Genomic DNA, 17,527 nt, shown 5'->3' on the forward strand with positions numbered 1-17,527 from the left:
CCGATACGTACCAGCGTGGGTCGAAAAATTCGTCAAGCATTTATTGCTCCACCTACAAAAAAACTGATTTCTGCTGATTATAGTCAGATTGAATTACGAATTCTAGCACACGTAGCACAAATAACTCCACTATGTCAGGCTTTTAAGAATGCATTAGATATTCATACCATGACTGCATCAGAAATTTTTGGCATAGATCTGGAATCCGTCTCTCCAGAAATGCGTCGGCGCGCAAAAACCATCAATTTTAGTATAATTTATGGCATTTCATCTTTTAGACTCGCCAATCATCTTAAAATAAGGCGTGGTGAAGCGTCTGACTATATTAAACGTTATTTTGATCGTTTTCCAGGAATACGTGATTATATGGAACAAACAAAAACCTTTGCTCAAAAGTACGGTTATGTGGAAACTATCTTTGGACGCCGGATGCATTATGATGAGATCAATTCACCTAAAGCATCCATTCGAAGCTTTACTGAACGCGCTGCCATCAACGCTCCTATCCAGGGATCAGCAGCAGACATCACTCGGAGAGCTATGATAAAAGTCCATCAATCACTGATTTCTCATCATCTTTCTGCAAAAATGCTTTTACAAGTACATGATGAACTTGTTTTTGAAGTTCCAGAAGAAGAAGTTGTACAAACATCCGATATTATTGTTCAAGCCATGGAAAATGCATCCATGCCTAAAATAAACCTAAAAGTACCACTGAAAGTAGATATAAAAGCTGCTAATAACTGGGGAGAAGATCACTAAAGTGTGTCTTTTTTAGTCACAATCAACACCTAAACGTCAAAATCACCTATTAGAACTAAAAACGGGGTAAAGAAACGTTTGTTTAAGGCATCAAAAAGCCCCAATTAAGGGAGCTTCAAGAAAATATTTTTGTAAAATGATTGTAATTTAGTCGTGTTTTGATCAACTCATTTTTCAACATTAAAATGATGATAATCGCTATAAGATATACTTTCTAAACATATTTTTCTCCAAAGCACATCGTGATCAGGAAACCTATAGACTTGGTTAGATCTCTCTCGTAAACGTCGTGCTGTTCCCAAAAACAAGATGATTTCGTGTTCGATTCATAAAACGACAAACAAAAAATATACTCAATGACAGGTTCTATTTGTTCTGGATCGTTCAAATCCGCCTGAAGAGGAGATAAAAAACTCTTAAACCTTTTTCAATTTACAGGATGATATCAATTCATTTCGCCTTAACCATCCTCCTCGGTAGGCTTATATTCGTCTTTGTATTCAATTAAACACGGCTTCATGGATATTTGATCTATCTGTCAAGGGTCTATACATATACGGGTCACGGATGCAGTAATATTAAGACCGTAGCCTTAGGGAACCCCAAATTCTTCATATATGACCGCGAGAACTGGATTGAAGAACTTTTTGTAGAATTTTCCCTCAATGAATACATCCTCACCTGCGTCAATATGCGGATTGAGATACTCCGAATAAAAATATGGATTTTCAAATAGATTAATAAGATGACGTATAAAATCTCTTTGCGCTATAAAATTCATCAGCCTGTTTCATGAAACAATCTTGTGATTTTTGTTTACGCTTTTCTCGCAGTCTCTTTGATCCACCTAATCATGACTTTCTCAAGTGCATATACTCAATTTAAAATATGCACGATAATTCCCAATCAATAATCCACGCCCTATCCCCCTATAAAATGCACTAAGCATTTGTAAATAAATGTTAAAAAAATTATATCCAAAGCGAAGAGAACCTCAGTCATCAACCATCCTCTTTCCTTGATAGAAGAATTGGGAGACAAATGTTTTGTTTTAGCTCTTATTATTCTTTTTGGGATGATTATTTCGTCACCGAATCCTATCCAATCAAGATATCTATTTGTTGCTTTCTTAATTTTTATAGAATTTTCAATGCGTGGTAAACAGCAGTCTCAAAATGACTTAAGACAGGTATCGTAATCCCTGTTTTATACTACAAAATTCTGATTGCATTATTTCTCTTTCTTCACGAATAAATTTTATTTTTTTGCTATTGCCTTAAGATCATAAACTTTCTTCTTCTTCGTTCCTCCGAATGGCTTGTCTAGTCGAATACCATCATATAACCAATCAAGAGATTCTCCGAAAGCGTTCCTCATGAACAAAGCGTATTTTAGACTTACAGGACTAACAGCAGACTCAAACTTGTAAATACGTCATTCCTCCCTGCCACCCAAATATACAAGCACCGCTATGGTCAGCATTTGCGGCATATCTACACCTGACACACAAATTTACTTTGAGACAGGCGCTCTATTTTTGAGAAAAAAGTCCCTTGCGATATAGAGAAGAGAAGATCTCATCGCCGATAGGAGAATTGAAAGTCTGAGCCATATAAAGGTTGGGGGACTCAATATGCAGATGAGGTTGGTCGTACGCAAAGAAGGTAAGAATAAGAAAAAGTAGGGATGGGTATAGAGATAATTGCTAGAAAAGATATTCTTTCTCGTCGTTCTGATCGCGTACGTTGCAATTTGAGTCTTGTGTCAAAACGGAGATATGGAATATATCAAGCCGTTTTATGGAAGATATCTTTTGAAATGACAGTTGAATCTGCAGCCAACTTATAAACAATAGGTACCCCTGTTCCTATAGTAACATGAGGGATTTTTTCTTTCGGAATCTTATCCAAAGCCATGACCAAAGAACGCAAGGAATTTCCATGAGCTGTAATAAGAACCGATTTTCCTTGGAGAACAATCGGTAAAATAGTAGTGATATAATACAGCAAAACACGAGCACTGGTATCTCGCAAACTTTCTCCTCCTGGAGGAGCTGTTGCATAAGATCGACGCCAGAGATAAAACTTTTCGTCTCCCCACTTTTGCCGAGCTTCATCTTTATTCATACCAGAAAGATCACCATAATCTCGCTCATTAAGATCCTCACAACAATAAACTGATTGAAGATCTTTTTGATGGTTTTCCTCAAGAATCAGCCGACAAGTCTCCTGAGCTCGTTTTAAAGAAGAGCTGAAAACTGTATCAAAAACCATGCCGCGTTCAAAAAATTTCTTACCAACATTTCTCGCTTCATCCATTCCCAAATCTGTTAACGGAGGATTACATCGTCCAGTGAAGAGATTCTTATCATTCCATTCACTTTGACCATGGCGAACTAAAACAAGTGTCCTATCCATCTATTTTCTCTCTTCTAACAAAAGATTTTTCATCCCCAAAACATCAAGCATGGAATATAAACCCGGATCATACTGAGGATCATCAAGACGACCTCCCGCCCATATGGCTGCAGTAATAGCCCCACGCGCAAAAATAGAACGATCCTGAGCAGTGTGGGAAAGAGTTATGGTTTCTCCTTCGCCAGCAATAACAACGGAATGTTCACCAACAACAGATCCCCCACGCAATGTCGCAAATCCAATAGATCCTTCCTGACGGGATTTCTTCTGTTCATTATGATTCCAAACCGCTACTTCGGAAAGATCCACTTGACGCCCTCGTGCTACTGCCTTCCCTAATAAAAGAGCGGTTCCTGAAGGAGCATCTAATTTATGACGATGGTGCATTTCCTGAATCTCAAAATCCCAATGTCCCGAATTAAAACAGCGCGCAGCATTTTCTGCAAATACGCTTAAAACATTGATGCCTACACTCATATTACTCGATTTTACAATCATTTTCTTTTGTGCAGCAGAAACAATCTTCGCCTCTTCTTGCTCAGAAAAACCTGTCGTGCCAATAATATGGACACATTGCCTATCGGGACAAATTTCCAAAGACTGTAGAGTCAATTCAGGAGAAGAAAAATCAATCACCACATCTACAGATTGTAGAGCCTTTTCAATATCATGCGAAAAAAAAACGCCAGTAGAACGAAGGTCTGCAAAATCTCCAACATCTGTACCTAAAAGTGGGGAGCCTTCACGTACTAAAGCGGCTTCTAATACAATAGAATTCATGCCACAAGGCTCATTCTTGATAGAATTAGCCATCTCAATCTCGCGAATAGCTCTGATGAGGGCGTGTCCCATACGCCCTCCTCCACCTAAAATAGCTATTTTTATCGGCAATTGTATCATTTTTTCTCTCTTAAAATCAGTTGTCATAGTAGAGGATAGTAATACTACGTTCCCAAAAAACCATCAACGCTCAGAGAGCCAATCTTTCCATCCCTCAAAAGACTAAACTTATCCGTTTCCTTTATGTAAGAATACATGCCCATTATAGCAATATAAGGGTTAGTGATAACATATGTTGGTATTTGACATAGAAGATCTTTGTGAGGTGCTTTATTTTCAAAAGCATCACGAAAACCAGAATGACGTAAAAGTGGCAGAATCTTATAGGGAATCCCACCAGAAAGATAGATTCCTCCTCGCGACATAAAAAGCAAAGCAATGTCACCAGAAATACGCCCAAGATATTCACAAAAAAGATTGATTGTCTCTAAAGAAATAGGATCTCTTGTTTGGGAGATCACATCTTCAGCACAAAAAACATTTTTCTTTTCAATGCCTTGAGCTTTACAAATCGCTCTATAAATATTGACAAGCCCCCTACCAGAAAGCAATTTTTCAGCAGAAATTCGTCCATCGGCACGCTCTTCTAAATATGGAAAAATTTCAAAATCACGTTCCGAACGAGGACCAATATCCATGTGCCCTCCTTCTCCTGGAATCGGAATCCACAAATCTTTTGCCCGTATCAAACCAGCAATTCCCATCCCTGTACCAGGACCAATAATTGCCCGAGAAGAAAAAATATGGCTGTTATTATCTATATCACAGCCAATACAAAAGCGATCTACATCTGATAAGGAAGCAATAGAAAGTGCCTGAGCTTCAAAATCATTAATGACCAAAACATCTTCAAAACCCATATCAGAAAGCAATATTTCTGGATCGATAGCCCATTTGTAATTCGTAAGTATAATATTTTCACGACTAATCGGAGCAGCAACCGCCAAAAAAGCGGAACGCAATCGTATTGATACTTTATCCAGAATGGTTTCTTGTATTGCGTGTTCTAGGGTCTCAAAATCAGAGATTTTCACTGTTGCATAAAACTCAAGATCAGAATCCCTGTCTTGCAATATCGCAAAACGAGCGTTTGTCCCACCTATATCTGCAATAAGAATAGGAAAGACAGCAGGAAATCTTCTATTTGAGTCATTCATGTCAAAAGCCTCACTTCAAATAAAGTCTTTTTCAAAAATATCCGAGACAATAATTTCCTATTCCCCCTCATAGCTACTTTTTCAAAAAACAATCGTTCTGAAAATTTATATTTCTTTTCTATTAAAAATAGTTTTCATCCAAAAATACTCTAATTGATCATCTTCCCTTTGCATATAGGAGAAACTCTTTAGGATAATTTACAGGCTTACAATAGAATTATTGCCCATCTTTTGCGTAAAATTATACAACGAGGGATCATCCTCGCTCTCCTATATGCCGTTAATACTTTTAAATCATATTCTCATAAGATTCATAAAACCTTCTAATTGTAAATAAGAAACCAATGTCTGTGCAACTGTTATAAGAGGGCGAGAATAAAAAATTGCATCGACCAAAATAAATGGAGGAATCTGACAAAAAAATCCTTGAACTCAAAAAATTGGATAATTCTAATCTTTGGTCTAGATTGCACCTGACTTAAAAATAGCGTTTTCCCTAACGATACGAATTGCTATCGGATCTTTATCTACTCCTAGAACCAGATGTTTTGTGATTTTTGCAAAAGCTATAGCAAGAACGCGACTTAAACTCTCCCTTATTCAATTTGTCGCTTAAGATTACGACCTGTGCTTTATCATCAAACTCTGATTGGGATGGGGCTTTTATACGTGAAGTGAACTCTAAAAAACCAGTCTATAATACGGCTAAAATGATAGTGGACAACGTCTAAAAAGTTAGACGAATCGGTTTCGTAACCTATATAATCATTGAGTCCGCATTTTTTGGTGTCTTTAATAAAGTCATTGATCTTGCTGATAACTTGTAATCTTCTTAAAAAATAAAATGTTGGTCTTCTCCCCCTACTTTTATAGGAGAAGAAGAAATTAACAATATCTATTCTCTTTTCTATCAAATATTTTCCCACCACATTTTTCGTTTTGTATGGCGTATTTCTTTCCACATATTATACTTCGGATCACGTGTTTTCGAAGCATGATTTTTCGTTCCCACTCGCGTATATCGCGTCTCTTTTTTCCCCTTTCGTACAACATATTGCTCACTGTATACGTCTAAGTTGTATTGCCTCATACTAATAAAACCCCTTTCTCTATTTTTAAAAAAAAATTGAAATTGTGGTGAGATTAAAAATTACAAAACCTAGTCTTACTTTCATAAAAGAAAGACGGCAATATCGTTTGGAAAAGACTATAAGAAAAAATAATCAATGATTTCAGGAGGATTCGCATTTTTAGTCAATATTAAATTTTTCTTGAAGCCGATTTTAATCTTGGATTGGATTCCTTGAGAGAATTATTGGACATGGAGGATTTTCTAGGAACACAAAATCCAGTATCTTGCATGCCTATTACGATTGAAAAATCTAATCTATGCAAATTTATCTCTAGGGAGTTTTTCAAGGATCTGGTCAAAGAGTTTAACTGCAAAATCTGCAAAAAAAATCTAAAGCTAAAGATACCACGATCACCTGCTAAGACTGTTTAGGGAAGCAAATAAGGAAATACATCATCATTCTTTACATCCATAACCATAATCATAACCATAAGTTTAAGGTAAAATATGGCATTTACCATCAATATCATCATTTCCAAACCATAGTGATTTGAGATCATTTTGGCTATTCTCTCCTTGGAATTCATATCTTTCACTGATGATATCTCAGCATCATATAAGTAGCTATCTTCGCGGTTACGATCGACAAGTATGGCGTTTAAATATTATTGCTATAAATTCAATGTATATGCACGAATATGCATCCTAAAAAAATAGTTTTAACCCAATGAGTGGTTTCAAGTCTTTCATTGGAATATTCTCTCATATAATCTGTTAGTTTTTCTAGATAGAAGTTATGGATCTTCGTTCTAGAACGCATTGTGCAAATCCTGTATTGGATTATTTTGAGAAGATTATTCTGTGTCGTTCTTCGTTTGCAATGTATCATACTCAAGAGGGAATCTCATGGGTTTCTTGAGGTTCTAAAACATGCCTTTTGGTTTTTGCTTGAAGCTTTTTGGCTATGCATGATGTAAAATCCACCAATACCGATTTTACAATTATTACAATCAATATCAATTTATTTTAGAAAGACATTTATTAATAAATACATTATTTAATATTAAATATAAATATGTAATTACTTATTTATACTTAAAAGCTATAGTAACTTGAGGTTTTGTCATAAGTTTTTAGTTAAAAATCTCCTCCATCCCTTTCCTATGATTTCTTGCATTTTCCCTCCCATGCCTCAAATCGTTTGGGAAGGGAAAGTTATCTTTACAATAAAAAAATCTTGATTAAATTATGAAAAAAATTCAGGATAGTTCCCATTGGAGTGATTGTATTATGGTACTATCTTTTGTCTTTTTTCTCTTGGTATTCTCATTTTTCTTGTACCAATATCAACTTTTTATATTCAGCTATCTATTATTTAGCTTTACAATTCTCTTGGTGTTTTTTATTGGTTGCGGTCTTATTCCCTCTGTTCTTGTGGGCAATTTACAATCTCCGTATACGGTCAGAATGGTTCCGATTTGGAAAGGGAATAAAAATGTTATTGTTTTACTCGGAGCGGGTACAACCGTCGTCCGTTATTTTCCTAAAATGATAGTTGATCCTTCTCCTCAATCGTATTCTAGGATTTTTGAAACAGTACGACTCTATGACGCATGCAAAAAAGCAGGCGAGAATCATTGTACAATTGTGATCAGCGGTGGAGATCCACAAAAGCATGGAGTTCCCGAGTCTATTGTGTATAGCCGCAAGCTGATAGAAATAGGCATAAATCCTGATGACATCAAACTAGAAAGAAAATCATTAAATACACTTCAAAACGCAAAGCTGACATCGCCCATTATAAATACCATTATAGAGAAGCAAAATAACAGGAATATAATACTAGTTTCGTCAGCATATCATTTGCGACGTAGCCAATTATATTTCAAATATTCTAAAATAAAAACAATAGCATCCCCTGCTGATTACATTACTGTTCATTTCACCATTATCCCTTCTGCCGTTAATTTTTACCTGACTGATCTTGCTCTAAAGGAATACATGGGCATCTTTTTGCATATCATAAAATTGCGTTGGTTTGCATAACAATGACTTTTTGATAGCGTATACATATATTGGATGAGGAACGACTGACCTTTCGATAAGGTCAACTTCTTCCTGTTTTTATAAATCTATAGAGAAAAATGCTAGCCATGGAAGGCAGCAGAGAATAAAATATAGGAGGTCAAAGGGATAAGTCGGATCTCTGAAAAGGAAAGACCAAAACCATTAAAAATACAAGTATACCTCTATACGTCCAGAGCAGAGTCCTTTTTTTCTGGCGGTATTCGATCTTCTCTTTTGGTGCATGATTCTATTTGCAAGATGTTATTCTAGCAGTGCAACCATTAATGCGTGAGCGATCACTCATCCCTCAGATCTCTATTGAAGATCGCTATCCGTTTAAAATCAACACAATGTCACCAGAATACTTTTATGTCATCTGAAATATCTTTAAGTATTTTCATGCCGCTGACGCCCATCCCATCCCTTTTTATTGATATTTTAGACGCTTTCGATTCCTCTATTCCTGCGGTATAGCTTTCGACTTTTTGTTCGGCATGTTGCCAACTTTGTAAAATAGAATCAAACCCATCCCAGGCTTCTTCAACTTTATCATAGATAGAAGTGCGACATAAAAATATACCATAATAATTGGTTGCGAGGATAGGATTTGAACCTACGACCTTCAGGTTATGAGCCCGAGCTACTACTGGGCTACTCCACCCCGCGATATGGGGATTGACTGTCATCAAAATTGAATTAGAAACATAAGGAAAGAAAAGTTCGCAATAGTTTGATAATCCAAGATATTTTCAAGGAATAAGATCCCTCTTCCAGCTACGTCCTGAAACATAAAAATCTTTACGAAAGGATTGTCTAAATAGTCTTGCTTTCAATAATTTATAACCATAGAATAATACGACGTTCGTTATACTAGCTCTTCACCCTTTGGTAAATAAAGAGGATATATAACATGTCCGATTTCATGTCTGATTTTCTGAATATTCTCTCTCGACGCGGATTTATTCATCAAGCTTCAGATTCTTCAAAACTGGACAATCTTTTTTGTACAACCACTGTGACTGCTTATATTGGATACGATCCAACTGCGTGCTCCTTACACGTAGGTCATTTAACGCAACTTATGATGTTATATTGGCTTCAGAAAACAGGACATAGACCGATTTCGCTCATGGGTGGAGCAACCGGAATAATCGGCGATCCTTCTTTTCGCAGTGAAGTTCGACAACTTTTAACCACTGAAAAAGTGAACGAAAATATTTCAGCTATTCAAGGTGTATTTTCTCGCTTTTTAAGATATGGTGACGGCAAAACAGATGCCTTGATGGTAAACAATGCCGATTGGTTAACGTCCCTTGAATACATCTGCTTCTTACGTGATATTGGATGTCATTTTTCACTGAAGCGCATGCTGTCATTTGAATCCGTAAAATCACGCCTGAATAGCGAACAATCTCTATCCTTTCTGGAATTTAATTATATGATTTTGCAAGCTTATGACTTTGTAGAGCTCGCAAAACGCTATGGTTGTTACCTTCAAATGGGGGGATCAGATCAATGGGGAAATATGATCAATGGTGTTGAGCTTGGACATCGCCTGCGTACGCCATATCTCTTCGCACTCACTTCTCCTCTTCTAACAACCTCTTCTGGCACCAAAATGGGAAAAACAGCCTCGGGAGCAGTTTGGCTCAACGCTGATATGACCTCTGTATACGATTTCTGGCAATATTGGCGTAACGTTGAAGATGCTAGTGTTATACGTTTTTTAAAAATTCTCACAACCTTGCCAATGGCTGAAATTGAGAAGCTTTCGCAATTAAAAGGAGCGGAAATTAGCGAGGCAAAAAAGATATTAGCAACAGAAATTACATCAAGAGTCCATGGAAGATATGCCGCTGAAAAAGCTGCTAGCGGAGCAGCAGAGGTTTTTGAAAAAGGTATTATTTCCCAAGAAATGCCAACCTTTCTGATTCCCAAAAATGAATTTGATAAATCAATCGGGCTTTTAAAACTTATCGTTAAGGCAAAATTTGCATCTTCAAATTCTGAGGCACGCCGGCATATACGTAGTGGCGCTATAAAGATCAACAATCAAGCTGTCTCTGATGAAGAGATGCAACTTGAATCTAGAGACTGCGATTCCAATGGTAATATAAAACTTTCTTTTGGCAAGAAACACCATGTGATTTTTTCGATATCGTCATATTCTTAACAACAACCCTTTCTTTGAATGCAAAATCTTCAGTTGTTTTCTTCATAAATGATCAAGCATGAGAGATTCTAGATATCTCTTGCCACTTTTTGATGGCATGGAAATTTTAGATTGAAACCAATGTCACAAAATCTACAAAATATCTCTTTTAAAACAAGATCCAGCAGATCTCAAAGATGACACCTGTTATCGGTTCCTTTTTGATCATTATTTTCTGTACGTTTTTTTGACATAAAATATCTTGAAAAACGGGTTTCCTGAATAGAAATTTAACCAGATGATTTTTCGCGAACCTGACACCATCCACCTGTCTTCCGAAACCTCTTCCGAAAAGCATTGATCTATACAATATTTATGCCCTTATTATATATCCTTATAGCAAAGCAATAATCACCGATCCAGAAGAAGAAAACTCTGGAATAAAACTAGCAGAACCTAAACCTGTATTATCATAATACGGGAATCAAACCAGAAGAACTTAAGCCTGTATTATCACAATACTGGAACAACACCAGAAGAACCTAAACTACATTATCATAATATATGATAAGACCGATTCAGATAATTTTTGGACTTGCCGATTGGCAAAAATTTCAAACAACCCGTGCGCATACTTTCTCGCATGTCCAGCATATAGATACAGTCCGTGGGATTAGCTGATGATTATAGAGAAAAAAAAACCTCCAAAAAGAACAAACTCATAGCTCTCATCCATGTGATCGCACATTGATCCAGAGGACAACATGTCCAATCGGTGATTATTACCGGAAGATAGGAAGTAATATCAAAAACAAGAAGATAATAGAAAACCAAAAATACCAATCAAATCAAAAATCTAAAAATTATAATCATAAATCAATTTCAATATAATATAATTTATGTATTTATATTATATTTAAGCATATAAATACAATATAATATAAATTTTATAATATATTTATACATTATAAAAGATAATAAATACTTTACATTATGTATATTAATCTATATATAACTTACATTATAAATTATATATATTGATAAAAATAAAATACATTAATTTTAATTATTATTTTAGAGAGGTTTTTCGTGAATCGTTTTAAATATTATTATGTCTTATTGAGTTTTATGTGCGTTTCTTTATCGTCCTGTACCAGTACAGCTTTTCATACGGACGATCTAAAAGTTAAGGATATAAAAGACTTGAAGCTTTTTTTACAAGATTCCTTAAAAACCTTATCGGGACCTCAAGGAGAAAAAGGAGATCAGGGACTTCCAGGACTTCAGGGACCTCAGGGAGAAAAAGGACTTCCAGGACCTCAGGGACCTCAAGGAGAAAAAGGAGATCAGGGACTTCCAGGACTTCCAGGACTTCCAGGACTTCAGGGACTTCCAGGACCTCAAGGAGAAAAAGGAGATAAGGGACTTCCAGGACTTCAAGGACCCCGGGGACATATGGGACCTTCGGGGATAGACGGATCTCCAGGATCTATGGGAAATCTAGGATCCATAGGACCTCAGGGACTGCAGGGAAAACAGGGAAACCAAGGCATTCCGGGAACTCCGGGAAGAGATGGGATCTGTAGGACTGTAGGACTGTAGGACTGTAGGACTGTAGGATATAAGTGATATACTAGATTTTAAAGACCTCCAAGAAAAGAGGAATAAATGGAATAGACCTCCATATCCATTCTCAAGGAGACAATAAGAGATCACGATATTTTTATAGCCGAAATCAAAAAAATATACTTAGAATTCAGGTGTACTAAGATTACAGCTTTTAAGAGAATTATGATCCTAAAAAATATCCACACATGGATCGCAAAAAATGGAAGGGTAAGCAAAAGAATACTTTGGCTTACCCTTTTTTCTTTGTCTATACTAAACCAATCTTACTTATCTTAATAAAATACAAAATATAATCCATTGATTTTAATTGTTGTTTTAAGAATTTTGTCTTATATTCATAGGTATCCCCTCTACCTTTTTGCAGATACCGACCTATGAAAGAATTTCTCAATCTTAGCTATTTAAAAGCAATTCTTCCTCACATTTTCTTCTAATGATAAGACTCTCCCTTTTCTCATAAAAGTCTTCTTGTTTCTTCCCTCCTGCAAAAATTCACCTGCAGCATTCATGGAATTCATGATAAAAAATGATCAATAGCTCAAGAAGAAGAAGATTCAGACAGAGACAGAGCTAAATCATATCCTAAAAAGCCAGATCTAGAGACAAAGACCACAATCAAAAGAGCTAGAGATAGACAGAAGTAGATCAAAGCTAGAGCTAGCATGATAAAAGCGTCTAAAAACAGTATCAATATTAGCACCTCAAAAAGAACATCTTTGATCCTGATAACAATATTTGAGCTTGGCATATCCATTTCCCTTGGCAGGTGGTGGAGCTATTCAAGCGATGACGAGTTTCACTCACAGTGCGAGTAGACAGATAGAAGTTTGCTTTTTGGTGGAAAGATGAAACAGAAAAAGAAAAACGAAAAATATATTTCAGACCGATTTCATAAGAAGTCTTCGGAAAGGAGATATCTCTTGGAAGAAAATTTCAAAGAAGCATTGCTCATACGAGTTCCCGAGAAGAGAGCTAATGCTAAAAGAACTTGAAATCCATGAAAATTGACTCAAAGTTATGCAGATCTCAGATTGAGCATAGATATAACACCACACCGATCTCTTTCCACATGAATTGCTTCGATCATGTTTTCAGGATAAGTCATCATGACCAGCTATATGAATAAAAATGGAATAATATATTTACAGATTAAACTTTATTTGTTATACGCAGTAGGCTGTTTTTTATATAGCATGTAGACTACTATATATTTATTTTTTAAAATTTTAAGAGAGGATTTTTATGAATCGTTTTCAATACTATTCAGTTTTTTTTGCTTTGATATGCTCTTCTTTAACATCTTGTACTGATGTAGTAAGTAAAAATGATGCTGAATACAAAAATATGATGGCAACAATGCAAGACTTGAAAATAAAAGTTAACTTGTTGCAACCAGGGAAAGTGGGACCAGCGGGACCAGATGTATCTGAGAAAATCCAAAAAATAAGCTCTAAATACAACACGACAATGAAGAAATTTTCTGATGCGGTAAATAAAGCATATGATGATAGGAATCAAGCTACATCTACGGAAGAGAAAGTGAAGAATCTAGTGACTGAATTGCATAATGCTTCGCAGAATAATTTGATGGATGAAACCTAGTAAGACATCCCAAAGATGTAAGATAGAATTAACCCTGTAAATAGTAGGATATCAAAAAAAGTGCATACGACCACCATTCAGGAATAGAAAAAGATGAAAGGGTAAGCAAAAGGAAACTGTGGCTTATCATTTTTTCCTCTATATATCGAGGCAATCTTGAAGAACTTCTTATAAGCTTTTGGGGATAGCATTAAAGTAATTCCAATAATTTATTCAAAAAACTTGTTCGAAATTTCCCGTAATCAACAATATCATTCTGACGAGCGTACTTCTTTAAAAAATAATCTGTCAATTGAAAAGCGCTTTTAAGAGAGTCAATGTCTATTTTTTGTTCTTTTTCTGAACAAAGGAAAGATGGTAGTACAAGCATTTTATCGGCATAAGGAAGCCCGACTTTACGACATACCGCACAACCTGATTTAGGAGAAACCCAAGCAAGATCATGGTTTACACCGGTTACGACACACTTCGTGAGCTCTAGTCCAAAGCCAAGATTTTTAAGAAGAATAAGTTCAATTTGAACAAAAAGCTTCCCTGAAATATCTGGCATTTTTAGGTGATCGAGAAATACGTTGAACATTCTATAAATCTCTGGACAAGGATCTCTTTCGGGTAAAAACCTAAGCAAAACAATCATGGTTTGCAATCCATAAAGACAAATAGACGAATCAATTAATTTTGTAAAACGTTGATCAATAATTTCAAGACGAAATTCTCCGAGATCTTGTGCTAACCTAGCATACCAATTGATTCTTATTACATTTCCAGCTTGCAATACTGCCTGCATACGACGTGATTGCCCGGAGCGAACAAATCCCAAGTGACGTCCGTAATGACGAGTTATCACTTCTAAAATAGCGTTTTTCTCACCATAAGAACGCACTCCAAGAACTATAGCGTCATCTTGCCAGCGCAAATCCCAAATCCACTCTTGCAAAAAACACTCTCATCAAAAGAATCAATCGCCGTATAATCCGTAAATGAAAGCGAATTTTCTTATCCATTCCCTGTTTTCCTCACTCAATTCTTGTTTAGTATCCTCAAGATCTTATAGATTCATTGAAGTATTCCCATCTTTGACTATCGTCTGTGGTGAAGACGACAACAACTTCCATCTAACCCCTGAACTTGACGTAGCATCTAATATCTCAGAAGACTTTCCTTCGTCTTTAAATTCTTTCCCCAATTTGCTGCCTATGAATCTCTGATAGATATTGCCATTTTCTTGAACAAAAGCGTTCTTAGGATACACAGTATCAGGTTTCCAATCCGTGGGAAACCATCCTATGCGAAGCATTCTCCCGATGTCGCTTTTCTTAACAGAGGGTGACAACCATCAGCCCTTTTCTTGTCTCAGAAATCTTAACACTTAACTTAACTTAACTTGGCTTCTCTCCACACCTATTTGACACATACTAAGCCATGGTGGAGAATCAAATTCCATCTTGTCAAAACTAATACTGCCAATGTTAAGTGCTGTTTAAACTCTATTATATTAGCTTTGGCTAATTGTTCTTTGTTAGCCATGGTATTTGTCCTTTATTTTGTGTGATTATGTATCTAGTGCTGCTTGTTCACATGCAAATTGACGGATTAGATTGTTCGCTTCTGGGTGTTTATTCTTCCTTTTTTCATTGAATTCTTTACTGTTAAAAATAGCCTCATAGTTTAGAGTATATTTTTTAGATATCTCCCCTTTAGCTACCGTTGAACGGACTGAAGTTTCCTTGTCGCTCTCTGCTGCGTAGGGTTCGACGAACTTAAACGTTTTCTTAAATCCCCAAGCACTGACTAAATCAGTTTGATCTTTGTCCGATATTCCATTTTCTTTAAAATAACATGCCATTTTCTGGATCTTAGGGGTGTGTATTTAGCTCCTAATTCCTCTTTCCAAGAATTAGCTTCATCGTTTAATGATTTGCTAAGGTTAATAATGTTTTGCTCTCGAACCTCTGCTTCTTGCTTAATTAATCCGTTTAAGATTTCTTGATCCTTTTCAGCTTCTATACCCTCTGTTTTAAACAAGGAGATATAGTGATCAGACACTTCTTTAGGAGTGTTGTCTGCCGGATATTTTAGAGCATAATCTATCTCTTCAACCTCTTCTGGAGTGATCTCCGTCTGGTCTTCTAAGTCCTCAAGGAGCATGCCTGTCTCCCCCCAAGTAACATTACACGTATGAATTCCTTCATAATCATGACCATTTTAAGGTGCAGAATCCTCAAAATGAAAAGTTCTTCTTCTGGATAGTTAGAGGAGGAATAATAGGCACAGAAAATATCCAAAAGTAGTTAAACCTATCAAGCCCTAAAATATGAGGTCAAAAGAGGGCTGATAGGCGGAGGGCTCAATAAGGTTCTTTTTTGCAAGTCTTAAGAACAATATACGCGTAAGTTAGTATAGTGCTAAGCGTAATGATACTGTTTTTTTCCTATTATTAAAATAATTATAAAATTTGGGGGCGTGTAAATCCTTCGTAAGCTATCAAAGTTTTTTTGGGATGCCTACCTCCTCTTCGTAAGCCCAAAGCCCCCAAAGCTTTGATAATTTTCATAGTTAACCACAGGTTAAAGGAAAACAAGCCTATATTTTAACAGTTTATAAGCTATAAAAAAGACAAGGGTAAAATTATAAAATAGATCGAAATAAAATACTGAGGATAAATTCTTAAATTTCAATACAAGATTACTCTGCTCTCACGAGAAAATAGAACAAAAAATCTAGCCCTCAACAAACGAAAAACAATGAACACGAGTGGTTGAAAGAATAAGGAATATATCAGATATCAAAGGGGATCATGAAGGTTCCAAAATACGCCGTTCGGTTTTGTCTTGAAGATTTTTTAGCTATGCATGCTGAAAACTTCATAAAACTATGCACTACTACCTTTACTCTCGTGATGAATAATCCCGCTTTGCAATAATTGTGACCACTCTAATGATGTTTCATTAACTTCAGCGTCTATAAGTTTTGTCAATTGCAAAACAATACGTTTTGCTTCTGTAAATTTCTTTTCAAGATTCGATAAAGAGCAGTAAAAAACAAGGCTCTGATCAAAACGAATAACTACTTTTCCTTTTTGTTGTGCAATATAATCAATAAGTGCTTGTGGATTATAAAACTTTTTATCCCGAAATTGCACAACAATACCTTTTGGACCTATGTCCATTTTTTCAATATTGGCAATACGACAAAGCAATTTCAAAAAAACCACTTTCAGCAAATGAACTACTTCTATCGGTATTGGCCCAAAACGATCAATCATTTCTGCTTCAAAATGATTAATTTCTGCAGGATCAGAAATATTCCCAAGACGACGATAAAGACCTAGACGCAAGCTAATATCCACAACATAACTCTCAGGAATCATCACTGAAGCCCCTATCGTAATTTGCGGAGACCAATAACTTTCAACAAATTCTTTTTGCTCTTTAATGGAAGAGACGGTTTCTTTAAGCATCTTTTGATAAAGTTCAAAGCCTACTTCCCTGATATGACCAGATTGTTCTTCTCCTAAAAGATTTCCCGTTCCACGAATATCCAGATCATGATTTGCAATCTGAAAACCCGCTCCAAATGTATTAAAAGACGACAAAATTTTAAGACGTTTTTGAGCAGAATCTGTTACAGGCTGATTTTCTGAAAGCAGAAATACTGCAAATGAAGAAACCTTTGAACGACCAACCCTACCTCGAAGCTGATATAACTGAGCCAATCCAAACATATCAGATCGATAAATAATGATTGTATTCGCTCTTGGAAAATCCAATCCGGATTCAACAATAGATGTAGAAAGCAAAACATCATATTGTCCGTCGTAGAAAGAATT

The 17,527-nt window shown here is 36.0% G+C and carries 15 protein-coding genes; 5 read left to right on the forward strand and 10 right to left on the reverse strand.

Translation table 11 applies throughout. The annotated features are described in order from the left end of the window. Positions 1-762, forward strand: a 762-nt coding sequence (locus H0G72_RS04130; RefSeq protein ID WP_259345135.1) for a DNA polymerase, incomplete at its 5' end; no start/stop codon positions are given. A gap of 1,787 nt (positions 763-2,549) precedes the next feature. Here the strand turns inward: H0G72_RS04130 and H0G72_RS04135 are convergent. From H0G72_RS04135 to H0G72_RS06275, 5 genes are all read right to left on the reverse strand, one after another. Continuing rightward, positions 2,550-3,179, reverse strand: coding sequence for a 2,3-bisphosphoglycerate-dependent phosphoglycerate mutase (locus tag H0G72_RS04135; protein ID WP_182017518.1), 630 nt, complete (start codon positions 3,177-3,179; stop codon positions 2,550-2,552). After that, positions 3,180-4,079 (reverse strand): 4-hydroxy-tetrahydrodipicolinate reductase, encoded by a 900-nt coding sequence (gene dapB / locus H0G72_RS04140; protein ID WP_182017519.1) that lies wholly within the window; start codon positions 4,077-4,079, stop codon positions 3,180-3,182. It lies immediately after the preceding gene. Between the two features lie 44 nt (positions 4,080-4,123). Continuing rightward, complete coding sequence (locus H0G72_RS04145) at positions 4,124-5,176, reverse strand: glucokinase (RefSeq protein WP_182017520.1); 1,053 nt, start codon at positions 5,174-5,176, stop codon at positions 4,124-4,126. A 462-nt stretch (positions 5,177-5,638) separates the two neighbouring features. Beyond that, entirely contained in the window at positions 5,639-5,776 is a 138-nt protein-coding gene (locus H0G72_RS06435; RefSeq protein ID WP_182017528.1) for a 50S ribosomal protein L11 methyltransferase, read from the reverse strand. 900 nt (positions 5,777-6,676) lie between these two features. Next, positions 6,677-6,808, reverse strand: coding sequence for a hypothetical protein (locus H0G72_RS06275; RefSeq protein WP_259345136.1), 132 nt, complete (start codon positions 6,806-6,808; stop codon positions 6,677-6,679). Between the two features lie 835 nt (positions 6,809-7,643). Between H0G72_RS06275 and H0G72_RS04155 the strand changes: the two genes are divergently transcribed. Then, positions 7,644-8,294, forward strand: coding sequence for a YdcF family protein (locus H0G72_RS04155; RefSeq protein ID WP_310649488.1), 651 nt, complete (start codon positions 7,644-7,646; stop codon positions 8,292-8,294). Positions 8,295-8,668: 374 nt separating this feature from the next. Here H0G72_RS04155 and H0G72_RS04160 read toward each other — a convergent pair whose 3' ends face one another. After that, positions 8,669-9,004 carry a hypothetical protein gene (locus H0G72_RS04160; RefSeq protein WP_182017522.1) on the reverse strand — a complete coding sequence of 112 codons (336 nt, stop codon included), beginning with the start codon at positions 9,002-9,004 and terminating at the stop codon, positions 8,669-8,671. A gap of 221 nt (positions 9,005-9,225) precedes the next feature. Between H0G72_RS04160 and tyrS the strand changes: the two genes are divergently transcribed. The 3 genes from tyrS to H0G72_RS04175 all read left to right on the forward strand — a co-directional run bounded on the left by tyrS (position 9,226) and on the right by H0G72_RS04175 (position 13,698). Next, complete coding sequence (tyrS, locus tag H0G72_RS04165; RefSeq protein ID WP_182017523.1) at positions 9,226-10,488, forward strand: tyrosine--tRNA ligase; 1,263 nt, start codon at positions 9,226-9,228, stop codon at positions 10,486-10,488. A 1,068-nt stretch (positions 10,489-11,556) separates the two neighbouring features. Beyond that, positions 11,557-12,069 (forward strand): collagen-like domain-containing protein, encoded by a 513-nt coding sequence (locus tag H0G72_RS04170; protein ID WP_182017524.1) that lies wholly within the window; start codon positions 11,557-11,559, stop codon positions 12,067-12,069. A 1,269-nt stretch (positions 12,070-13,338) separates the two neighbouring features. Then, a complete protein-coding gene (locus H0G72_RS04175) occupies positions 13,339-13,698 on the forward strand; it encodes a hypothetical protein (protein ID WP_182017525.1) in 360 nt (119 codons plus the stop codon). 190 nt (positions 13,699-13,888) lie between these two features. Here H0G72_RS04175 and recO read toward each other — a convergent pair whose 3' ends face one another. The 4 genes from recO to H0G72_RS04195 form a co-directional block, all read right to left on the reverse strand. Next, on the reverse strand, positions 13,889-14,635 hold the full coding sequence (recO, locus tag H0G72_RS04180) for a DNA repair protein RecO (protein ID WP_259345138.1): 747 nt from the start codon (positions 14,633-14,635) through the stop codon (positions 13,889-13,891). A 111-nt stretch (positions 14,636-14,746) separates the two neighbouring features. Further along, entirely contained in the window at positions 14,747-15,031 is a 285-nt protein-coding gene (locus H0G72_RS04185; protein WP_182017526.1) for a hypothetical protein, read from the reverse strand. A gap of 458 nt (positions 15,032-15,489) precedes the next feature. Beyond that, positions 15,490-15,846 (reverse strand): hypothetical protein, encoded by a 357-nt coding sequence (locus H0G72_RS04190; RefSeq protein ID WP_182017527.1) that lies wholly within the window; start codon positions 15,844-15,846, stop codon positions 15,490-15,492. Between the two features lie 724 nt (positions 15,847-16,570). Further along, on the reverse strand, positions 16,571-17,527 hold a 957-nt coding region (locus H0G72_RS04195), incomplete at its 5' end, for a TRCF domain-containing protein (protein ID WP_259345139.1).

Source organism: Candidatus Liberibacter sp., from assembly GCF_014048425.1.
In the GTDB taxonomy this organism is placed as follows: domain Bacteria; phylum Pseudomonadota; class Alphaproteobacteria; order Rhizobiales; family Rhizobiaceae; genus Liberibacter.

Excerpts from the sequence above, each read along its gene's own strand:
- H0G72_RS04135 (WP_182017518.1), bottom strand. The coding sequence starts at position 3,179 with ATGGATAGGACACTTGTTTTAGTTCGCCATGGTCAAAGTGAATGGAAT.
- tyrS (WP_182017523.1), top strand. The coding sequence starts at position 9,226 with ATGTCCGATTTCATGTCTGATTTTCTGAATATTCTCTCTCGACGCGGA.
- H0G72_RS04175 (WP_182017525.1), top strand. The coding sequence starts at position 13,339 with ATGAATCGTTTTCAATACTATTCAGTTTTTTTTGCTTTGATATGCTCT.
- H0G72_RS04145 (WP_182017520.1), bottom strand. The coding sequence starts at position 5,176 with ATGAATGACTCAAATAGAAGATTTCCTGCTGTCTTTCCTATTCTTATT.
- dapB (WP_182017519.1), bottom strand. The coding sequence starts at position 4,079 with ATGATACAATTGCCGATAAAAATAGCTATTTTAGGTGGAGGAGGGCGT.
- H0G72_RS04190 (WP_182017527.1), bottom strand. The coding sequence starts at position 15,846 with ATGCTCCTTGAGGACTTAGAAGACCAGACGGAGATCACTCCAGAAGAG.
- H0G72_RS06275 (WP_259345136.1), bottom strand. The coding sequence starts at position 6,808 with ATGATCTCAAATCACTATGGTTTGGAAATGATGATATTGATGGTAAAT.